18 protein-coding genes and 1 pseudogene are annotated in these 17576 nt (G+C 39.7%); 11 read left to right on the forward strand and 8 right to left on the reverse strand.

Annotated elements, in window-relative coordinates; all coding sequences use genetic code 11:
* Positions 1–436 precede the first annotated feature (436 nt).
* The 8 genes from ACTRWE_RS06365 to ACTRWE_RS06400 all read left to right on the forward strand — a co-directional run bounded on the left by ACTRWE_RS06365 (position 437) and on the right by ACTRWE_RS06400 (position 6508).
* Positions 437–1369, forward strand: a complete 933-nt coding sequence (locus ACTRWE_RS06365; protein ID WP_010392530.1) for a hypothetical protein — start codon at positions 437–439, stop codon at positions 1367–1369.
* A 25-nt stretch (positions 1370–1394) separates the two neighbouring features.
* The gene (locus tag ACTRWE_RS06370) at positions 1395–2294 is read left to right on the forward strand and encodes a DUF350 domain-containing protein (RefSeq protein WP_013463678.1); all 900 of its coding nucleotides are present in this window, start codon (positions 1395–1397) and stop codon (positions 2292–2294) included.
* A 4-nt stretch (positions 2295–2298) separates the two neighbouring features.
* Entirely contained in the window at positions 2299–4020 is a 1722-nt protein-coding gene (locus ACTRWE_RS06375; protein WP_028834892.1) for a polyamine aminopropyltransferase, read from the forward strand.
* Between the two features lie 80 nt (positions 4021–4100).
* Complete coding sequence (locus tag ACTRWE_RS06380) at positions 4101–4514, forward strand: YjfI family protein (RefSeq protein ID WP_004335098.1); 414 nt, start codon at positions 4101–4103, stop codon at positions 4512–4514.
* 24 nt (positions 4515–4538) lie between these two features.
* Positions 4539–5231 (forward strand): PspA/IM30 family protein, encoded by a 693-nt coding sequence (locus ACTRWE_RS06385; RefSeq protein ID WP_462879689.1) that lies wholly within the window; start codon positions 4539–4541, stop codon positions 5229–5231.
* Positions 5232–5302: 71 nt separating this feature from the next.
* On the forward strand, positions 5303–5941 hold the full coding sequence (locus ACTRWE_RS06390) for a hypothetical protein (RefSeq protein WP_013463680.1): 639 nt from the start codon (positions 5303–5305) through the stop codon (positions 5939–5941).
* On the forward strand, positions 5938–6258 hold the full coding sequence (locus ACTRWE_RS06395; protein ID WP_008113280.1) for a hypothetical protein: 321 nt from the start codon (positions 5938–5940) through the stop codon (positions 6256–6258). The genes ACTRWE_RS06390 and ACTRWE_RS06395 overlap by 4 nt, the downstream gene beginning before the upstream one ends.
* A gap of 64 nt (positions 6259–6322) precedes the next feature.
* A complete protein-coding gene (locus tag ACTRWE_RS06400) occupies positions 6323–6508 on the forward strand; it encodes a hypothetical protein (RefSeq protein ID WP_008113278.1) in 186 nt (61 codons plus the stop codon).
* Between the two features lie 15 nt (positions 6509–6523).
* On the opposite strand, the gene ACTRWE_RS06405 is transcribed toward ACTRWE_RS06400, so the two are convergent.
* From ACTRWE_RS06405 to ACTRWE_RS06420, 4 genes are all read right to left on the reverse strand, one after another.
* Positions 6524–6925, reverse strand: coding sequence for a hypothetical protein (locus ACTRWE_RS06405; RefSeq protein ID WP_008113277.1), 402 nt, complete (start codon positions 6923–6925; stop codon positions 6524–6526).
* Positions 6926–6935: 10 nt separating this feature from the next.
* A complete protein-coding gene (locus ACTRWE_RS06410) occupies positions 6936–7493 on the reverse strand; it encodes a hypothetical protein (protein ID WP_008113275.1) in 558 nt (185 codons plus the stop codon).
* 68 nt (positions 7494–7561) lie between these two features.
* Positions 7562–8941: a class II fumarate hydratase gene (locus ACTRWE_RS06415; protein WP_462879690.1), complete on the reverse strand. Its 1380-nt coding sequence runs from the start codon at positions 8939–8941 to the stop codon at positions 7562–7564.
* Between the two features lie 216 nt (positions 8942–9157).
* A complete protein-coding gene (locus ACTRWE_RS06420) occupies positions 9158–9343 on the reverse strand; it encodes a hypothetical protein (protein WP_008113269.1) in 186 nt (61 codons plus the stop codon).
* A 193-nt stretch (positions 9344–9536) separates the two neighbouring features.
* On the opposite strand from ACTRWE_RS06420, the gene ACTRWE_RS06425 reads away from it, so the two are divergent.
* On the forward strand, positions 9537–10127 hold the full coding sequence (locus tag ACTRWE_RS06425) for a DUF938 domain-containing protein (RefSeq protein ID WP_462879691.1): 591 nt from the start codon (positions 9537–9539) through the stop codon (positions 10125–10127).
* On the opposite strand, the gene ACTRWE_RS06430 is transcribed toward ACTRWE_RS06425, so the two are convergent.
* From ACTRWE_RS06430 to ACTRWE_RS06440, 3 genes and pseudogenes are all read right to left on the reverse strand, one after another.
* Positions 10104–11243, reverse strand: a complete 1140-nt coding sequence (locus ACTRWE_RS06430; protein WP_462879692.1) for a GNAT family N-acetyltransferase — start codon at positions 11241–11243, stop codon at positions 10104–10106. The genes ACTRWE_RS06425 and ACTRWE_RS06430 overlap by 24 nt on opposite strands.
* A gap of 91 nt (positions 11244–11334) precedes the next feature.
* Positions 11335–14061: a CHASE domain-containing protein gene (locus tag ACTRWE_RS06435; protein ID WP_462879693.1), complete on the reverse strand. Its 2727-nt coding sequence runs from the start codon at positions 14059–14061 to the stop codon at positions 11335–11337.
* Positions 14062–14134: 73 nt separating this feature from the next.
* Positions 14135–14589: pseudogene (locus ACTRWE_RS06440) on the reverse strand (Lrp/AsnC family transcriptional regulator).
* A gap of 136 nt (positions 14590–14725) precedes the next feature.
* On the opposite strand from ACTRWE_RS06440, the gene ACTRWE_RS06445 reads away from it, so the two are divergent.
* On the forward strand, positions 14726–15895 hold the full coding sequence (locus ACTRWE_RS06445) for a PrnB family protein (protein WP_008113261.1): 1170 nt from the start codon (positions 14726–14728) through the stop codon (positions 15893–15895).
* 1 nt (position 15896) lies between these two features.
* Positions 15897–17021: an aminotransferase class V-fold PLP-dependent enzyme gene (locus tag ACTRWE_RS06450; protein WP_462879694.1), complete on the forward strand. Its 1125-nt coding sequence runs from the start codon at positions 15897–15899 to the stop codon at positions 17019–17021.
* Here the strand turns inward: ACTRWE_RS06450 and ACTRWE_RS06455 are convergent.
* A complete protein-coding gene (locus ACTRWE_RS06455) occupies positions 17005–17493 on the reverse strand; it encodes an RNA-binding protein (protein WP_028834882.1) in 489 nt (162 codons plus the stop codon). The two genes, ACTRWE_RS06450 and ACTRWE_RS06455, sit on opposite strands and share 17 nt — an antisense overlap.
* Positions 17494–17576: the final 83 nt, after the last annotated feature.

A 17576-nucleotide genomic window follows, 5' to 3' on the forward strand; every position in this document is an offset into this window, starting at 1 on the left:
ATTAAGCGGTCTATTTTGAGGCAGGAAAAACGGGTTGATAGCTAGGCAAAAAATTCGCTATTTAGTTGTTCTAAATGAGAATTCTTTAACACAGATAGCGACACGTTTAGCCTCGCAAAATGATTTAGTATTATTGCGGATTGGTATAATAGCCAAAAGCCACCTTCATTATGACTCTCCACGCTGTTCTGCCACTACATGCTACTGCGCTGTCGCTAAGAAGTAGGACAGTTACTCTAAATACAAGTCAGTGTTAAGCCCTCAGTTATAAGTTTTGAAGTATTACCATCAGCATTCTCCCTTTACTGATCTCAGTTATTCTCCTTGCACCTTTAAACTAGTCCCTAAATTATCATCTTGCTGCAATTTCATTGTTGGTTTAATAACTGTCCTGTGTAAAACTATCTAGGATAATTTAGTAAATCAGGTGACATGAATGTCGAATATAAAAGCTTGGAAACTTCTCAGCCTGTTTTGTTTGTTTACAGCACTGATTGGTTGTCAATCTAAAGAAGAACAGCTACAACAAACAATTCAAGAGTCCATTAAAAAGGCCGATGTCGAGCTTACTCAGCTTGGTAAAGCACTTGATAATGGTAGTATACGTAATGCGATTATTCTTAAAGAATACAGTCGTATCCTTAAACAACAGCAACCTGAACTCAGTAAGGTTGTTGATGTAGTTAGCCTTGATGCCACACGCCAGGGAGCCCTTTATAGTGGCTTAACCCAACGCCTTGATGATATTAAGGGTAATTACTTAATTCCTCCTTACGAAGACACTTTATACAATATTGATTTATTGCGTGAAGCCGCCAAGCCAACGTTATTTTCTGATGCCTTAACCGATCCTATTAATATGCTTGCGGATATGTCGAATGGTTCTTTGGCACGAGTTGGTGCTATAAGCCAAAAAGCTGAAGGCGAAGGGGTCGGTAACCAAATGGTAGGTAATCCTAACTATGGTAATTGGCAAACGAATAGTAGCGGTATTAGCTTTTGGCAATGGTACGGCATGTACCGTATTTTGGGTGATGTATTTGACCGAGTTGAATACGGAAGTTGGAGTAAACGCCGTAAGTATAGTTACTACAATGACTATGGTCGTACTCGTTACTCAAGCCCTAAACAAATAAAAACCCAAAGTGCATTAGAAACACGTACACGACAATCTTACCAACGCCAAGGCAAGCAGTTCACTAGTCCTTATGCGAGTAAAAAAACAGGTGCATCAGGTTTGAGTCGCAGCAGTTATACGCCGCCTAAAAGTCGCAGCAGTTACTCAAGGGCGAGTAGTTATAGCAATAATTCAGGATCGGTTCGTAACAGCAGTAGCAGAACCTCGCGCGGCGTAAGTCGTGGTAAGTAAAGAATAACGTTGGAGTTAGAATAATATGTATGAATTTAATGGAATAACTATGTGGTCTTTGCAAGCACTGTCTGTGGACTTTGCAATTATCATCTTACTGTTTGTGAGCTTAAAGTATATTAAAGGTTGGGTATCTAATTTACACGCCAATGATGAAATTACCGAGCGCGATAACTTTGCATTTGGAATAAGCTTCGCCGCTGGTTTGGTAGCACTTGCGATTGTGTTAACGGGCGTGAGTAGTGGTGCGTTTGCTGCTACGTTACAAAAAGAAGCTCTGTTAATGCTTGGCTATGGTGCATTAGCAATTCTGCTTATAAAGCTGGGTCACTTTTTTCAAGATAAAGTGGCGCTGCGTAAAGTGAGCTTACATAACGAAATAGTCAAAGGTAACGTTACTGCGTCAATTATTGATTTTGGCCATGTAGTAAGTGTTGCAGTGGTTATCCGCTCAGCCCTATTGTGGGTTGCTACTGAAGGTTGGCATGGCATTCCTATTGTTATTGCTGCGTTTGTCATTGGTAGTGTGGTATTGCTGTTAGTAAGCCAATATCGCGTGCAGTTATTTAAGCGCACCAATAAAAGTGGCGACTGCCTACAACAGGCTATTATTGATGGTAATTTAGCAGTAGGTGTTCGTTATGCAGGCTTTTTAATTGGTAGTGCATTAGCCATTACTGCTGCAACGGGCATTGCTCCTTATGCTGCCGATAATATTAATGCGAGTTTACTTTACTGGGCGCTAAGCGCCGTTGTTTGTTTGGTTGCTTTCATTTTACTGCACTTACTGACGATTAAAATCATTCTTGCTGGCTGTAATATTTCAGATGAAGTGAATCGTCAAAAGAATGTGGGTGTTGCCGCTATTTCTGCAGCTGTGTCATTTGCTGTCGGGATCACTATGGCCACACTACTGGGTGCATAATCACGTGTCATCAACTCAAGCTTCCCCAAGTAAATTTAATTTACTTGGGCATGATATTTTACTGATCACTGTTATGGCCGTACTCGCTGGGTGCGGCCTTATTTATGAATACTTACTTTCTCATTATGCTGGCCGAGTACTCGGCTCAGTTGAGAGTGCAATTTACGCCATGATAGGCACTATGATTGTAGCTATGGGGATGGGTGCATTTTTAGCGCGTTGGTTTAAAGATGCCTTTACCGCATTTGCTTGGCTAGAGAGTATTATTGCGCTCATAGGTATGGGCTGTATATTAGCCATTGCCAGCATTATTGCCGTGAGTTATTCACTCCCTCATTTATTCTCAAGTATTTTTAATATTCCACCTGACGTTATTCTTAATGGTTACGTGTTTCAAAAGCTGCAAGAGTGGTCTCGCTTTTTACCTTATGTATTTGGCTTAATATTAGGGCTATTTATTGGTATGGAAATACCGCTTATTGCGCGCATTCGCCAGCATGTTTATGGACGTTTTTTAGAAAATAACGCCGGCACTATATATGGGGCTGACTATATTGGCGCTGGTATTGGCGCGGCAATTTGGGTGAGTATTATGCTCGCAATGCCAATAATGCAAGCCGCCGCTTGGACAGCGCTATTTAACATTATTGCCGGACTTGCCTTTTTATGGCGTTATCATAGCTATGTACGCTTTGCTAAGTTGCTATTGGTTTGCCATATATTACTGCTGGTGTTATTCGCTTTTATTTTGCAGTTTGGTAGTAGCTGGATGGATAACCTAAGTAACGTACTATACAAAGATAAAGTTATTTACTCTCAGGCGACTAAGTATCAACATGTGGTGCTAACAGAGCGTTTAAGTAAAAATCAGCCTCAGCCAATTACTGATCTATATTTAAATGGTCGTTTGCAGTTCTCTAGTGTAGATGAGCAAATATATCACTCAATGCTTGTTTATCCTGCCATGCTGGCATCTAATCGTCATGACCGTGTTTTGATTATTGGTGGCGGTGACGGATTAGCCATGCGTGATGTATTAAAGTGGCCAGTCAAAGAAGTCACACTAATTGATTTAGATGGCCAGCTACTGAATTTATTTGGCCATGAAGACGATAAATTCACACCGCCAGAAGAGATTAAACAGCGGTTGGTAGCACTCAATAATGAATCGATGTATGACCCGCGAGCAAATATTATTGTGGGCGATGCATTTTTAGAAGTCGAAAAGTTACTGGATCAGTCAAAGCAGTTCGATACTATTTTAATTGATTTGCCAGACCCTAATCACCCTGATCTTAATAAGATGTACAGCGATTACTTTTATAATCATGTGCGCCAATTATTAGCACCTGATGGTGCTATGGCGGTACAGTCAACATCGCCTTATCATGCGAAAAAGGCATTTTTAAGTATTGCTAAAACGGTGAAAGCCGCAGGTTTTGATTATGTAGAGCAATATCAGCAAAACATTCCTTCGTTTGGTCAATGGGGATGGACTATTGCGACTAAAATGGGGCAATCACCTAGTGCCCGTATTAGCAATATAACTGATATGCCAGTGCCATCTCGATGGATTAGTAAAAAATATTTATTAGCGAGTTTTGCATTTCCTAATAACTATTTTGAACAAGTGAACGATATTGAAGTCAATAGGTTAGGTTCTGGTCGCTTATATGATTACTACCGAGCAGCTTGGCAAATAGAAAGTGAATTGTATAAAAATTAATAAAACATGGTTGACATAATATGTCGGCCGTGCGAATCTTAACTCAGACATAATATGTCAAACGACGAAAAGGCAGAGACATGGAATTAAATGAACTTTCAATAAAATTAGCGTCTTTTGAAACCGAGGGTGCTAACTTTGAGTCTTTCTTGATTGCCAATCCAGGTGAGCAAGATGTTTTACAAGTCATTGTTGATGGAAATGACGAGCTTCCAATTTTTGTTACTCAAACACAAGAGCAATTACTATGTATTAGCTACTTGTTTGACGAAGATGAAGTAAAAAGTGAATTACGCAACGAGTTAAACGAAACACTACTGCGTTTAAACGTGCCAATTCCACTGAGTGCATTTGCTAAGATCGATAATAAATACGCGATTTTTGGTGCACTGTCGGTAAATTCATCTCTAGATGATGTTACCCACGAACTAGTGACATTAGCTGATAACGCTATAGATGCACTAGAAGCCGTGACCTTATATTTAAACGATTAGTAGCTAGTTAGTGGAGTTAAGATTATGAGTATTTTAAAAAAATTATTTACAGCAATACGTGGCGGCGCACGTGAAGCAGGCGAAGCAATTGTTGATGCTAATGGTATTCGTATTTTTGAGCAAGAAATTGCTGATGCACAAAATGCGTTACACCGTGCTAAAAAAAGCCTAACAGAAGTGATGGCTAAAGAAATGCAAACTAAGCGTAAAATTAGCGCAGTAGATGCATCAATTGCTGAGCATGAAGCTTATGCAGGTCAAGCCCTTGATAAAGGGAATGAGGCATTAGCATTAGAAATTGCAGAAAAAATTGGTGACTTTGAAGCTGAGAAAGCTGAGCACGAGCAAGTGTTAGCGGGCTTTAGTAATCACATAGTGACTTTGAAGCAGCAAGTAAAAGATGCTGAAAAATCAATTAAGGAAAATCAGCGTCAGCTTACTATGGTTAAAACCACAGAAAGCGTTCAGCAAGCGACAATGGCTGTAAACAGCACGCTTAATACTAATAATTCATCAATGACATCGGCGCGTCAGTCGCTTGAGCGTATTAAGCAACGCCAACAAGACCGTACTGATCAATTAGGTGCTGCAAAGTCTCTAGAAGCAGATGTTAATGGCGACGATTTAAAAGCTAAAATGGCTGAAGCAGGTATTGGTGATACTAATCCAAAAAGTGCTGATATTTTAGCGCGCATTAAAGCGAAGCAAAATAGCTAACATTTAGAACCATATCAAAAAGGTAACCGAGTTTCGCTCCGTTACCTTTTTTGCTTACAGAGGCACCTTATATGTTTAATTTTTTCAAATCTAAAAAAAAGCCAGAACGTCAGCTTAATCATGCGAGTGACCTTAAAAAAGGCGACATGTTTACTGTCATTGATTCGTTTGCTTATCCTTCATGGCTTAAAGGTCAAACGTTGCGCGTTATTGATGTGCAAACGTATCAGTACCAACACAGCAGTGATACTGAATTTGTACTTGAAACTAACACTGGCCAAGTGGTGTTTTTACAAATAGAGCAAAATGATGGTGAACAGTGGGCAAACTTCTCTATAAAAATTCAGCGTGATGAAGTTGAAGAGATCTTTGGTCTTGATGAATTTGCGCGTATTTTTGATGAAGAGTCATTAACACATATCACGGTACAAAATACCCCTGAGCGTTTTATGCAATTTTTAGCGAAAAGCTATCAACAAAGTGAATCGCCTTATGTATGTTATTTTCATAATAAAGACTTTCGTGGCCAAACGCTGCCTCGCTATGAGCAAGAAGGTGGTGAACCATGCGAAATGATTTGCTTAGCCTCTCCTGATGAAGGACATAGCGTTAATATAGAGATTTGGGAGGGAGGTGAAACAGAAGTCTCACTGACGTTAACTCGCCCAATTAGCGATATTGTTGATTTGTTTCCTGGAGATGCCCAGTGAGTGATGCTAAAGACAAGTGGTTGCGCCAAGAGCAAGCTGTGCGCGCCACGCAAATGGCATTTGATTTGAGTAGTGAGGTACAAAAGTCGATAAAAAAACAAGCTATCGATCAAGAGCTCACTCCCTCAGATATGATCCGTAAAATTTTAGGTCTTGATGTAAAGTCTAAAAAAACACGGCAACGACTATCGTTTAATTTAAATGATGACGAAATAGCGCAATTGGCTAGCCGGTTTGAAGTGGCAGTAGATGATAAAAGAGCGGTAAAGCAACAGGTAGCAGAGTTACTCATTGAGCATACAAAAAAGACTAAGTAACCCTTTTGCCTTCTTTATGTAAAATACTTACACTGGGGCTATTATTTTCTAAAAAAGTGCCGCTGTGAATATCTTATTGATTGCCTACTTACTTATGTTTGCTTTATTTGGCACGGCGGCAAGCTACTTCGTGCGTTTTATATATGCTTACTGGGTACAGAAAAAAATGCCACTGGAATACATTTTTAAGGCAGGTGTGTGTATTTTCATGGTGGTGGTTATTTCGGTGTTAATACCACTATTAGATTAACACCGAAACGAACTGCTACTGGTAGTTAACTGTTTTACATTGATTATCAATACATAAAGAGTGGACTTCTAGCACTGGTGAACAGTCTTTGAACTCAAGCATTGCATTATCTAGTTGTTCTTGCTCAGTGATTTTTTGCGCTAATTGCTCTGCTTGTTCTTGAGAGTGATTTAATGTTGAGTACACAACATACTTACTCGGCCCCCCACAGACACGCGAGCCAACACCTAACACCTTACATTGATAGCTGGCTGTGCAGCTTTTATTACTTGTAAGCTCATTAAGTTGAGTATTTAAAACAGATTCACTCGCGTTTTGAGCTTTGCTTGATGTTAGTGCACTACTGCAACCGCTAAGTAGCATAGTCATAACAACACAGGTAGCTGATAGCTTAATTACGGATGACAAACAACTCATAATCTAATCCTTAAAATACACTTACCGCAGAGCCTTCAAGTTTAACACATTTATTTTCAACACACTGAGTGCTTGGCGCAGTTAAATGTTGGCAAATACTCATCATGCCTTTTTGCGCATTATAGGTACTTTCCAATTGAGTGATCGTATCGCTTAGGGCTGAGACCTGCTCTTGGGGTGCGCTTTGTGTAGAGTACACAATGTAATCACTTGGTCCACCACAGGCACGGCTACCAACAGCACTGACTTTACACTGTGAACTAGTTGAACATTGTTTATCTACTATGAGGTTATTTAATTTATTTTTTGCTGTTTTAATATCATCAAGCGACACTTCTTTTGCAGCATCAACCGGTAGTTGCTGTGCTATTTTATTTTGGTTATTCGCTTGTGGTAGTTTTTGTTGTGGTATCGGCGTAGACGTGTTTTCTACCGCATTGGTTTTAGTTTGCTCAGTTTCATTTGAGGTGGTTTCTAAGCAAGCTGTTAAGCAAAGTGGTAGCAGTAGAGCGAGTAATGGAGTACGCATAATCGTTCCTGATAGTGATGAATTATTCATCACTATCATACACGGTGCATCCATTACGGCAATAAAAACTCTACTATCAATACATTAAAGCGCCATTAATGGCGCTTTTACATTAACCCACCTTGGGTTAATTTAGCTGGATTGAGTAATGCCTCTAATTCTGAGCGAGATAGGTCAGTCTCTTGCTCGGCGATATCAATAATTGGCTTTGCTTGCTGATAAGCTTGCTTAGCAATTTTTGCTGCTTTTTCGTAGCCAATAACAGGGTTTAGCGCAGTCACTAAAATCGGGTTTTTAGTTAATGCTTTATCAATCTGAGTTTGATTAACTTTAAAGCTAGCAATGGCTTTGTCTGCCAACGCTTGCGCGCTATTAGCGAGTATCTCGGTACTTTGCAGGATATTATAAGCAATCACGGGTAGCATTACGTTAAGCTCAAAGTTGCCAGCTTGGCCTGCAACCGTAATAGTTGCGTCGTTACCAATGACTTGGGCGCTAACCATTGCAGCGGCTTCTGGGATCACCGGATTCACTTTACCAGGCATAATTGATGAGCCAGGCTGTAATGCTTCAAGCTCTATTTCACCAAGTCCCGCAAGTGGGCCTGAGTTCATCCAACGTAAATCGTTGGCTATTTTCATTTGTGCAACTGCATAGACTTTTAGCTGCCCTGATAAAGCCACAATGGCATCTTGCGATCCAATATTATAAAAAAAGTTATCGCTAGGGGTAAATTGAATCCCTACTTTTTCAGTTAGCTGTGTGGCAAATAGAGCGGCAAATTGTGGGTCGGCATTAATACCTGTACCTACTGCTGTGCCCCCTTGCGCTAGCTCACAAACACGTATTAGTGCATGCTCAATACCGCTAGCTGCATGCTTTACCTGCGATTGCCATGCGCTGAGTGTTTGCTCAAAAGTTATTGGCATTGCATCCATTAAATGAGTGCACCCAGTTTTAACTATATGGCCGATGTCTGCTTTTTTTTGCTCTAAGGCGTCTGCTAAATTTGCTAGTGCTGGCAGTAATTTTTTATCAACGCTGATCGCACTACTCAAAGCAATCGCAGTGGGAATAACGTCATTAGAGCTTTGTCCCATATTCACGTCGTCATTTGGGTGAATAGCTTGGTTAGCATGTTTTGAAGCCAAACTTGCAATAACTTCGTTGGCATTCATGTTTGAGCTAGTACCTGAGCCAGTTTGAAAAATATCAACGGGGAAATGCTCATAATGCTTACCATCAATAATTTCTTGGCAGGCGAGGTCGATCGCATTTGCTTTCGTTTTATCTAAATGGCCTAGTTTGAAATTGGCTATTGCAGCAGCCTGCTTGATATACGCTAAGGCAATAATAAATTGTTGCGGCATTGTGAGGCTGCTGATCGTAAAGTTATTAATGGCGCGTTGGGTCTGTGCTTTATAAAGTGCGTCAGCGGGCACGTTGAGTGTGCCCATGCTATCTGATTCTGTTCTAAAGTTACTCATTAGTACTCCTATAAAAGAGAATATATGACATTTAACTACGCTATATAAAAAGATATGGTGCTGTTATTACTATTTACAACGGTATAGCTAAAAAGTAGAGGGCGTCAAGGTAAGTTAACGAATGGGGTTTAAACTAAAAAGTCGACTTAAACTGATTTTAAGTCGACTTAAATAATGTATCTATATAAACAGCCGGTTACAAGGCTAAACAGAATTTTAATTGTAGCCAAGAATAAATATTTGGTCTGTTTCATGTTTGTTTTGTGCCTTTTGAGTATTTTTTACATGAGAAAGTAAGTCGATAACCGTTGCTCTACAATCTGTTTCATAACTCGTTTTATCTAGGCTTTTGTCTGTAACTGCCATTGCAGCATCTACTGCGGTATAAGGTGAAATATACATAATGTTATCCTTTTGTAGTTTAGTACTCATTAAGTGAGTAATTTAATAAAAGCATATAGCGTACCAGCTCGGTAGAGGTAATTTAACGTATTGAAATTGAAGTTATTTTATTATTTTGGTTAATTTACTCACGACAGAATAGCTGAAATTTGTTTTACTATTGTGCATTCATTTGCAATTTAGGTGCACCAGCATGAGCAAACCGTTTTCACAAGCCTGCGAAAATAATAAAAATCATATACTTAAGGCTTTGCAGCCTGCATTGCAAAATGCAGCATCAGTACTTGAGATAGGCTCGGGGACGGGTCAGCATAGCGTTTTCTTTGCCAAAAAATTGCCACATTTACAATGGTATACCAGTGATCGAGAGGTTAATCATCAAGGAATAAAGTTATGGCATGATGAGGTGCAACTGGCAAACTTGCATCCGCCTTTATTACTTGACCTAAACGATCCTTGGCCAGTAAATAAAGTGGATGCGATATATACTGCTAACACTTTTCATATAGTGAGCTGGGAGTTAATTACGCGTTTTTTTGCTGGAGTAAATCAGCACTTAAACCAGCAAGGGGTGGTGTGTGTATATGGCCCTTTCAAATATAAAGGGGAGTTTACCAGCCCCAGTAATAATGAATTTAACAGTTTATTGCAAAGTCGCGATCCACTTAGTGGTATCCGTGATTTCGAAGCGATTGAGCAACTTGCAGTGCAATCAGGGCTTAAGTTACTCAGCGATACGGCGATGCCTGCAAATAATCAGTTACTCATTTTTAAACGGCAATAAAGAGCTGCATTGTTGTTTGTAAATGTCGATATGTTGGCATTCGCGTTCTAAGTAATCTGCAATAGCATGATTAAAATCGGGGTGAACAATGTGATGGGCAGAGTAAGTAGTGATGGGTTGAAAGCCGCGTGCTATTTTATGCTCACCCTGAGCACCGGCATTAAAACAGTGAATATTATGCTTAATCGCATATTCAATGCCTTGGTAGTAACACAGCTCAAAGTGAAGAGAATCAATCTCTTCGCTTGCTCCCCAATAACGCCCATAAAGGGTATTGTCACCAATTAAACTTAATGTGGCGGCAATCACTTTATGGTCTTTTTTGGCTAGCATAATGAGCAATTTTTCAGCCATTAAGGCGTGTAGCAAGCTAAAAAAATCGCTGTTTAAGTAGCCTAAATGGCCTGAACGTTTTAAATAAGTACGTTGATAAAACTCACAAAAAAGCTGCATCACTGTTGTGGTGATTTGCTCACCTTGCAGCCATTCAATGGTGATATTTTGCTGTGTTATTTTAGCGCGTTCTTTTTTTACTGCTTTGCGCTTACGGGCATTAAAGGTTTTTAAAAAATCATCAAAGTCTTTAAATTCATTATTAAACCACTGAAACTGTACCCCGGTTCTTTGCATAGCACCTGCATCATTTAGCTGAGAGGCTTGTGCTTTATCGCAAAAGTTTACATGCCAGCCTGACCAGGCTTGTTTTGCGCAGTGGGTATTAAGTTGCTCTGTTATATACTCATACACTAACTTTGGATTGCTATGCATAATACTTATTCTTTGCCCCTCAATCGGACTAAAGGGAATACAGCACAGCCATTTAGGGTAATAATCTAAGCCATTTTTTTCATAAGCTTCAGCCCATGCCCAGTCAAATACATATTCACCGTAGGAGTGCGTTTTTAAGTAGCCAGGGGCAAGCGCAATGAGTTTATCGTCTTCATAAACGGCTAAGTGATGGGGCTGCCAACCTGTTTTTGCGCTTACACATTGGCTTTGTTCAAGTGCGTATAAAAAAGCGTGTTGAGTAAAAGGATCATCGCCAAAAAAATAATGCCATTGTGTTGCGTCAATTTGGTTGATGCTATTAAACCATTGATGTGAAAAGTGGCTCATAATGCTTTGCCTACTATTTTTTAAGTGGGTTGCTGATTAATTTTGGTAATAGTGCGACAGCCATATTTGGTTTTCTGTTTTCGATAAATCTTTATGGTTTATCTGGCGCAATATATTGAGATAGGCACTGTACAAGCTTATCGAGTTCGAGAGGTTTTGCAAGATGTTCGTTAAAACCAATTGCTAAGGCATTGGCTTTATCTTCAGGCATTACATCAGCAGTTAAGGCAATAATTGGTAATTGCTCAGTACTTTTAATTTGACGTATCAAGGCGGTGGCTTGGTAACCGTCCATAATCGGCATTTGGCAATCCATTAATACTAAATCGAAGTCATTTATTTTAACTTGTTCTACTGCTAATTCGCCATTTTCAACCAGTGTTGGTGTAATCCCTAAAGAGCTAAGCATTGCTTTTATCACTAATTGATTGACGCTGTTATCTTCTGCAACCAGTATTTTTAGTTTGCTTAAATCAACATGCTGTTGCGAGTGCTTCGCCGTTACTTGTTGTACAGCACAGGTATTTAACTCGACAGACAGAGTAAAAGTGGAGCCTTTACCTGGCTCGCTTTGTACGCTAATATCTCCAGACATTAATAAGCTAAGTTCTTTTGCGATTGCTAAACCAAGCCCTGTGCCACCAAATTTACGTGATGTTGAGCTATCGGCTTGGGTGAACGCATCAAATAACTTACTTTGCTCTGATGGCGCAATACCGATACCCGAATCCTTAATAGTCAAGGTAATTTGACGACGTCTATCGGTGATCTCTTTGCTGTATGCGCTAACACTTACTTCACCTTCATAGGTAAACTTAATGGCGTTACTACATAGGTTTAATAAAATTTGCTCAATTCGCATAACATCACCTTCAAACCAAATATCGGTTGGTAATTGGTTATCAACTTTCCAGTGAATGCCTTTTTGTTCTGCGCTTTGCTCGAACATACTACTGATCCGAGCAAGAAGCGCATTCAAATCAAAAGGAGCGACTTCTAAGGTAAGCTTTTGTGATTCAATTTTAGAGATATCGAGTACATCATTGATTAAACTTAACAATGATTTAGACGCTAAATTAATTTTATTTAAATAATCAGAAAGAATTTCAGGGCTATCTTCATTTTTAGCTAGGGTTGAAAAGCCAATCACAGCGTTAAGTGGGGTGCGAATTTCATGGCTCATATTTGCTAAAAATCGGCTTTTAGCCTGATTTGCTAAATCAGATTGCTGTTTAGCTTTAACGAGCGAGCGAGTACGCTCTGCTACCAAGCGTGAGAGTGCAAGGTGCTGGTTATTAAATAACAGTAATATCAGTAAAATGAGTGAGCTTACAATGACCTGTAAAATAAGTAAAAAGAGGGTCATATGATTGTTTTGATGCGGTAGAAATTCATCTTTAATGGTTAAATCAACGAACCATGTTTGCCCTGCAAAATTAATCGTGATGGTTGTCAGTTTATTGCTTTTGGTCGGTATATTTTCGGCGTTTGAATAAAATGGATTGGTAGTATTAGCTTCATAAATAGCGATATTAAACATCTTATTTTGTGCTTGGGTAATCGACTGAGCAAGTATGTTTTTTACTAAAAATACACCTGTTGCGTAGCCTTTAATTGAGGCAACTTCGTTATTTTGTTGATACACAGGAGCAAATAATAAATACGCAGGTTCAGGTTGTTTTGCTTGAACTAACTGAATTATTTTAGTGCCCACAGGGCGATTTTTAATGCGTGGGTCGAGTAAAGTCTCACGGCGATCTTTACGAGAATTGAGATTAAAACCTATGGCAGATTGGTTTTCTGCAAAAGGAGCAATATAGGTAATAACCACCAATGGATCGTTGTTTGATAATGGCGCCCCTTTAATGCTCGGATCAAAGCTGTATGCAGTATAAACTTCATTGAGCTGTTTGTTAAAGTCACTGACCTGAGCCTGATTAATTTTACGGTTCCATGAAAATGCTTTAATAAATGAATGCTCAGCCAATAGTTGAGCACTGTAGCTATCAAACTCTTGCTTGCTTAAAGTCGGTGTTGATTGTATTTGGCTTGCAAGGCTTTGTACTGTTATTTGGCTGAGGTTTAAATTGCTCAGCAAACTGTTTTCAATAATAGATGTTTCGCGCTTAGCTATTTGTATCGCATTTGAATACGTCTCTTGGTTGTATAGCTTAGTGGTTAAAGCTACAGAGATAAATAACACCGAGCACACTGCAATAGTAGGTAATGGGGTAACATCATGGCGTTTAAATTTTGGTTGTAATAACGCCAATAAAAAGGGAGTTGCGATCAGTACGCCAAGAGAGTCACCAAGCCACCAAAAAGTAACGTTGTTCCAATGATTATCAATGCTGTAAGCAGGGTTAAACTGACTTAAAGCATAGACGCCAATATTGGCCGATATTAGGCTGACGAGAATACCGACGACAAAAATAAAATAAATAATAGATTGGCGTTGTTTTAAATACAACGGATGGCCTAGCCAGTACTTTAAAAGAGCAGCGCCAATCATGCCTTGTAGCACGGCGCCTAAACCGATTAGCAGTACTTGTTCTAGCGTATTACCAATTAAAACCTGATCAGTGATTGGGTTATCACCGGTACTTAAATTAAAGGCGACAGAGGCAATAAATAATGCTGGGATAAAAAGCCACCACCAGATAAAACAGCCAACTAGGGCAATACCTGCAGGGAGCCAGATAGGGATGACTTGTGATTGAAAGGCAAAATTAGTCAATAACTTACCAGTTGCAAAATACGCAACCGCAAACAATATGTAAAAAGCGAAAGATCTGGATGTTGAACGAAAAATATTCACATGCATCCTTGTTAAATATTATTTTTATAATGATATTTTAGTATAGCGAATCGGCACTAAATAGTATTATTTTTTAAAGTGGTAGCTGCTTTTTACTAAATGACTGTTTGAGTACTACCGTTGACTCTATATTGGCGATGCAGCTTAAGCTCCCCAGCTGGTGCTTTACAAACTGCTCATAGCTTTCTAAATCCTGAGAAATAATTTTCAGTAAATAATCGTGGCTACCTGAGATCACAGAGCACTCAAGTACATGGGCTAGCTTTTCTACATGCTGCTCAAATTGCTGTGCCGCACTCACCGAGTTTTGACTTAGTCGCACGAAAGCATAAACCAGCACATTAAGGTTGAGCGACTTAGGGTTAATGGCAGCGTGATAGCCGTAATTACATGTTCCTGCTCAAGCTTTTTGATACGTCTAAGAGTAGGGGTGTCTGATAGGTTAATGGTATTGGCTAATTCAGAAACCGACATGCGGGCATGCGATTGTAAGGCAACCAGTAACTGCTGATCTTTTTTATCTAACATGTCTATGGGATCTTATTAATTATTTTAATATTGTTAGTGATTATTGCTAACTAAAGGTGTTTTTACTATTTTTTTTGGCGTTTTACCCTCAGGGGTTTTTGTTAGCATTAAAACATAATAATAACAGGGTGTAGTTATGAGTTCTTTTACTGCTAAGTTTGACCGTTGGATAAGATCAGAGTTTGTAAGCTTAAACTCGCAATTAGAACAGCTTTATTGGCAGCAAACCGATAAGGCTAATGTTGAGGGGATTGGTGATAGCTTAAAGCTGGCACTAAAGGAGCAAGGCAATGCGCTGATCAGCGATTTATTGGCCGAAGGCAATACCGACGAAGGATTTGATAGCGCATTCGACTTGCTTGGTAATGTTGGTTTGTTTATGGCTGCTTGTCGCAGGCATGAGATCACAGAGCCGAGCAGAGAAACAACCTCACCATTAGTTGAAGCATCGGCGCTTGCTATGCATATTGGTGCCTCTATAGGTGTAACCCCTCGTTTTGCTACTGCGCATCTAACCACGCATAATAAAGCCATTAATGGCACCTATAAACGGTTTACAAATCTTGATGATGAAGCCCTTTTTTTAGATTACAACACCCAAGGTATTTTAGCGTATAAACGTGCGAGTGATGTTTTATTAAAAATACTGCCATTAGGCATTTCACACCCTGTCACGGCTGAACTACTTGAGGTGGTTAAAACGGCATTAATGGATGTAATAGCGTCGAATAACGCTTTATACACTCAGCTAGACACCGAACGTTTTTTTAATTGTGTACGTCCATATTACAAGCCTTACAGGGTAGGTAAAGAGGTTTACCGTGGTGCAAATGCGGGAGACTTTGCCGGTATTAATGTTATTGATATGCTGCTAGGGCTTTGCAGTGCCAATGAGCCGAGTTACTCGCAAATGCTGGTGGATAAATTTTTATATATGATGCCAGAGGATCAACAAATACTTCGTGAAGCCATGCGTATGCAAAGCCTAATGGATGATTTTTTAGAGGCCGAACAATATAAAAATACAGACTGGTTTCAAAAGCACGGCAAACTATTTATTCAAGTGTGTAAATTACATGGCGACACCGCTATCGGTCATCATAATCAGCTGGTGGAAAAGTTTATTGCTCAGCCATCACAGCACATGCAACAACAGCATATGAGTAAAGTAACCGCCAGTGGACCTCCTCTACCGGTACTGCTCGATTCATTAGCTAAGTTAAGAGATAGGCGTGCCGCGGCAAAGCGTGACGACATAAATACGCGCTTTGATGATTTAAACACGCTAAAACAGTGGATTAATTAATATGGCTAAAAATGATTTTTGTATGCCACAGGGTTGTTATTTATTAAGCCACTCTGTTGGCCGCCCATTAAAAACGAGCTTAGAAAATGCCACTGAACATTTTTTTACTCCTTGGCAAGAAAGTGTAAAAGAGCCATGGCAACAGTGGTTACCCGCCATTGAAAGATTTACTGAGGCATTAGGGCAGTTGTTTAATGCGCCTAGTGAGCAATTTTGTCCTCAGGTTAATTTATCCAGTGGTTTAACCAAATTGGTTATGTCACACCCCGTATTTAATAAACCACAGTGTACAGTATTAATGGCGCAGGCTGATTTTCCCAGTATGGGGTTTGTAATGCAAAAAGCACTGCCTGAATGTGCAAAAATACGCTACATCCCTGAGCATGAAGACTTGAGTGATAGACAGGTATGGCAGCGATATTTAACTTCAGAGATTGATGGGGTCTTTGTTAGCCATGTTTATTCTAATACGGGTGTACAAGCTCCCATAAACGATATTGTGGCGCTGAGTAAAGTCACGAATACACTCTCAATAATTGATGTGGCGCAATCGGCAGGGGTTATCCCTGTCGATCTAACGGCGTTAAATGCTGACTTTATGATTGGTTCAAGTGTGAAGTGGCTATGCGGAGGGCCAGGTGCGGCCTATTTATGGGTAAATCCAAAGCAAATAACACAATGTGAACCAAAAGATATTGGCTGGTTTTCACATCAAAACCCATTCGAGTTTGATATTTCGCATTTTCAATATAACGCTAAAACACTTAGATTTTGGGGCGGTACGCCCTCGGTACTTCCTTATATCATTGCCGCTCATAGTATTGAATATATTGTTGAATTTGGCGTTGAACAAGTGAGATCGCACAACTTGATGTTACTTGAGTTAATTCAGCAGCAATTGGGCGCTTTTTTAATGTCACCTAGCGCTAAAGAGCAATGTAGTGGCACTGCTATTTTGCAGTTTTCTGAGCATCAGCAAAGTGTATTAACGGCATTAGAGGCTGCAAAAATAAGTGTTGATGTGCGTAAACTCGGCATCCGTGTTTCACCTCACATATATAATACAAAGTCAGAGATACAAACATTTATTGATGTTGTGAAGCACATACTTAAGGTTGCTGACTAAGCTGCTGTTTTTTTTGAGTGAGTGCTTCTATTTGTTGTTGTGCTTGCTTGATTTGTGGGTCAAATCGCTGCTTAAGTGCCGCCGTTTCAGTAGTAATGGCATTCGCAATTGAGCTGGCCCCTAAGCGATTTGCTTTATCTTGGGTCATGTAATCGATTTGCTGTTTTTTTTGTGCGTATTCTTGTTGGTATTGTTTAATCTTAAGCTCAAGCTGCACAATATCACGCTCTATTTGTTGCACCGCTAGATAATCGTCAACAGAAGTATCGGCAACTGGTGTGTTCTCAGATTGTGGCGTATTTGTTTGCATGATGTTGACGTTTCTAAGCGTGATCACTTGAGCGTCTTCAGCGCAAGGAGTTTGACTAAAAGTAGGCACTCCTTTAATGGTGCATTTATAAACCGTCACTTCATTTGCCATGCTAACAGCACAGGCACCCAAACAATACAGTAGTAATATTAGCTTCGCCATGGTTAAACCTAAGCTGGTTTAAGGTACCATTTATAATGCACTAAGTTGTGACACCATACAATTTGTTTAATTTATTAGAATAC

It is taken from the genome of Pseudoalteromonas sp. G5_S1_54_S4, from assembly GCF_054968565.1.

Bases quoted from the DNA above. Each gene is read 5' to 3' on its own strand.
- ACTRWE_RS06450 (WP_462879694.1), top strand. From the start codon at position 15,897: ATGGCTAAAAATGATTTTTGTATGCCACAGGGTTGTTATTTATTAAGC.
- ACTRWE_RS06425 (WP_462879691.1), top strand. From the start codon at position 9,537: ATGAGCAAACCGTTTTCACAAGCCTGCGAAAATAATAAAAATCATATA.
- ACTRWE_RS06445 (WP_008113261.1), top strand. From the start codon at position 14,726: ATGAGTTCTTTTACTGCTAAGTTTGACCGTTGGATAAGATCAGAGTTT.
- ACTRWE_RS06385 (WP_462879689.1), top strand. From the start codon at position 4,539: ATGAGTATTTTAAAAAAATTATTTACAGCAATACGTGGCGGCGCACGT.
- ACTRWE_RS06365 (WP_010392530.1), top strand. From the start codon at position 437: ATGTCGAATATAAAAGCTTGGAAACTTCTCAGCCTGTTTTGTTTGTTT.
- ACTRWE_RS06410 (WP_008113275.1), bottom strand. From the start codon at position 7,493: ATGATAGTGATGAATAATTCATCACTATCAGGAACGATTATGCGTACT.
- ACTRWE_RS06415 (WP_462879690.1), bottom strand. From the start codon at position 8,941: ATGAGTAACTTTAGAACAGAATCAGATAGCATGGGCACACTCAACGTG.
- ACTRWE_RS06430 (WP_462879692.1), bottom strand. From the start codon at position 11,243: ATGAGCCACTTTTCACATCAATGGTTTAATAGCATCAACCAAATTGAC.
- ACTRWE_RS06455 (WP_028834882.1), bottom strand. From the start codon at position 17,493: ATGGCGAAGCTAATATTACTACTGTATTGTTTGGGTGCCTGTGCTGTT.
- ACTRWE_RS06420 (WP_008113269.1), bottom strand. From the start codon at position 9,343: ATGTATATTTCACCTTATACCGCAGTAGATGCTGCAATGGCAGTTACA.
- ACTRWE_RS06370 (WP_013463678.1), top strand. From the start codon at position 1,395: ATGTATGAATTTAATGGAATAACTATGTGGTCTTTGCAAGCACTGTCT.
- ACTRWE_RS06390 (WP_013463680.1), top strand. From the start codon at position 5,303: ATGTTTAATTTTTTCAAATCTAAAAAAAAGCCAGAACGTCAGCTTAAT.
- ACTRWE_RS06380 (WP_004335098.1), top strand. From the start codon at position 4,101: ATGGAATTAAATGAACTTTCAATAAAATTAGCGTCTTTTGAAACCGAG.
- ACTRWE_RS06405 (WP_008113277.1), bottom strand. From the start codon at position 6,925: ATGAGTTGTTTGTCATCCGTAATTAAGCTATCAGCTACCTGTGTTGTT.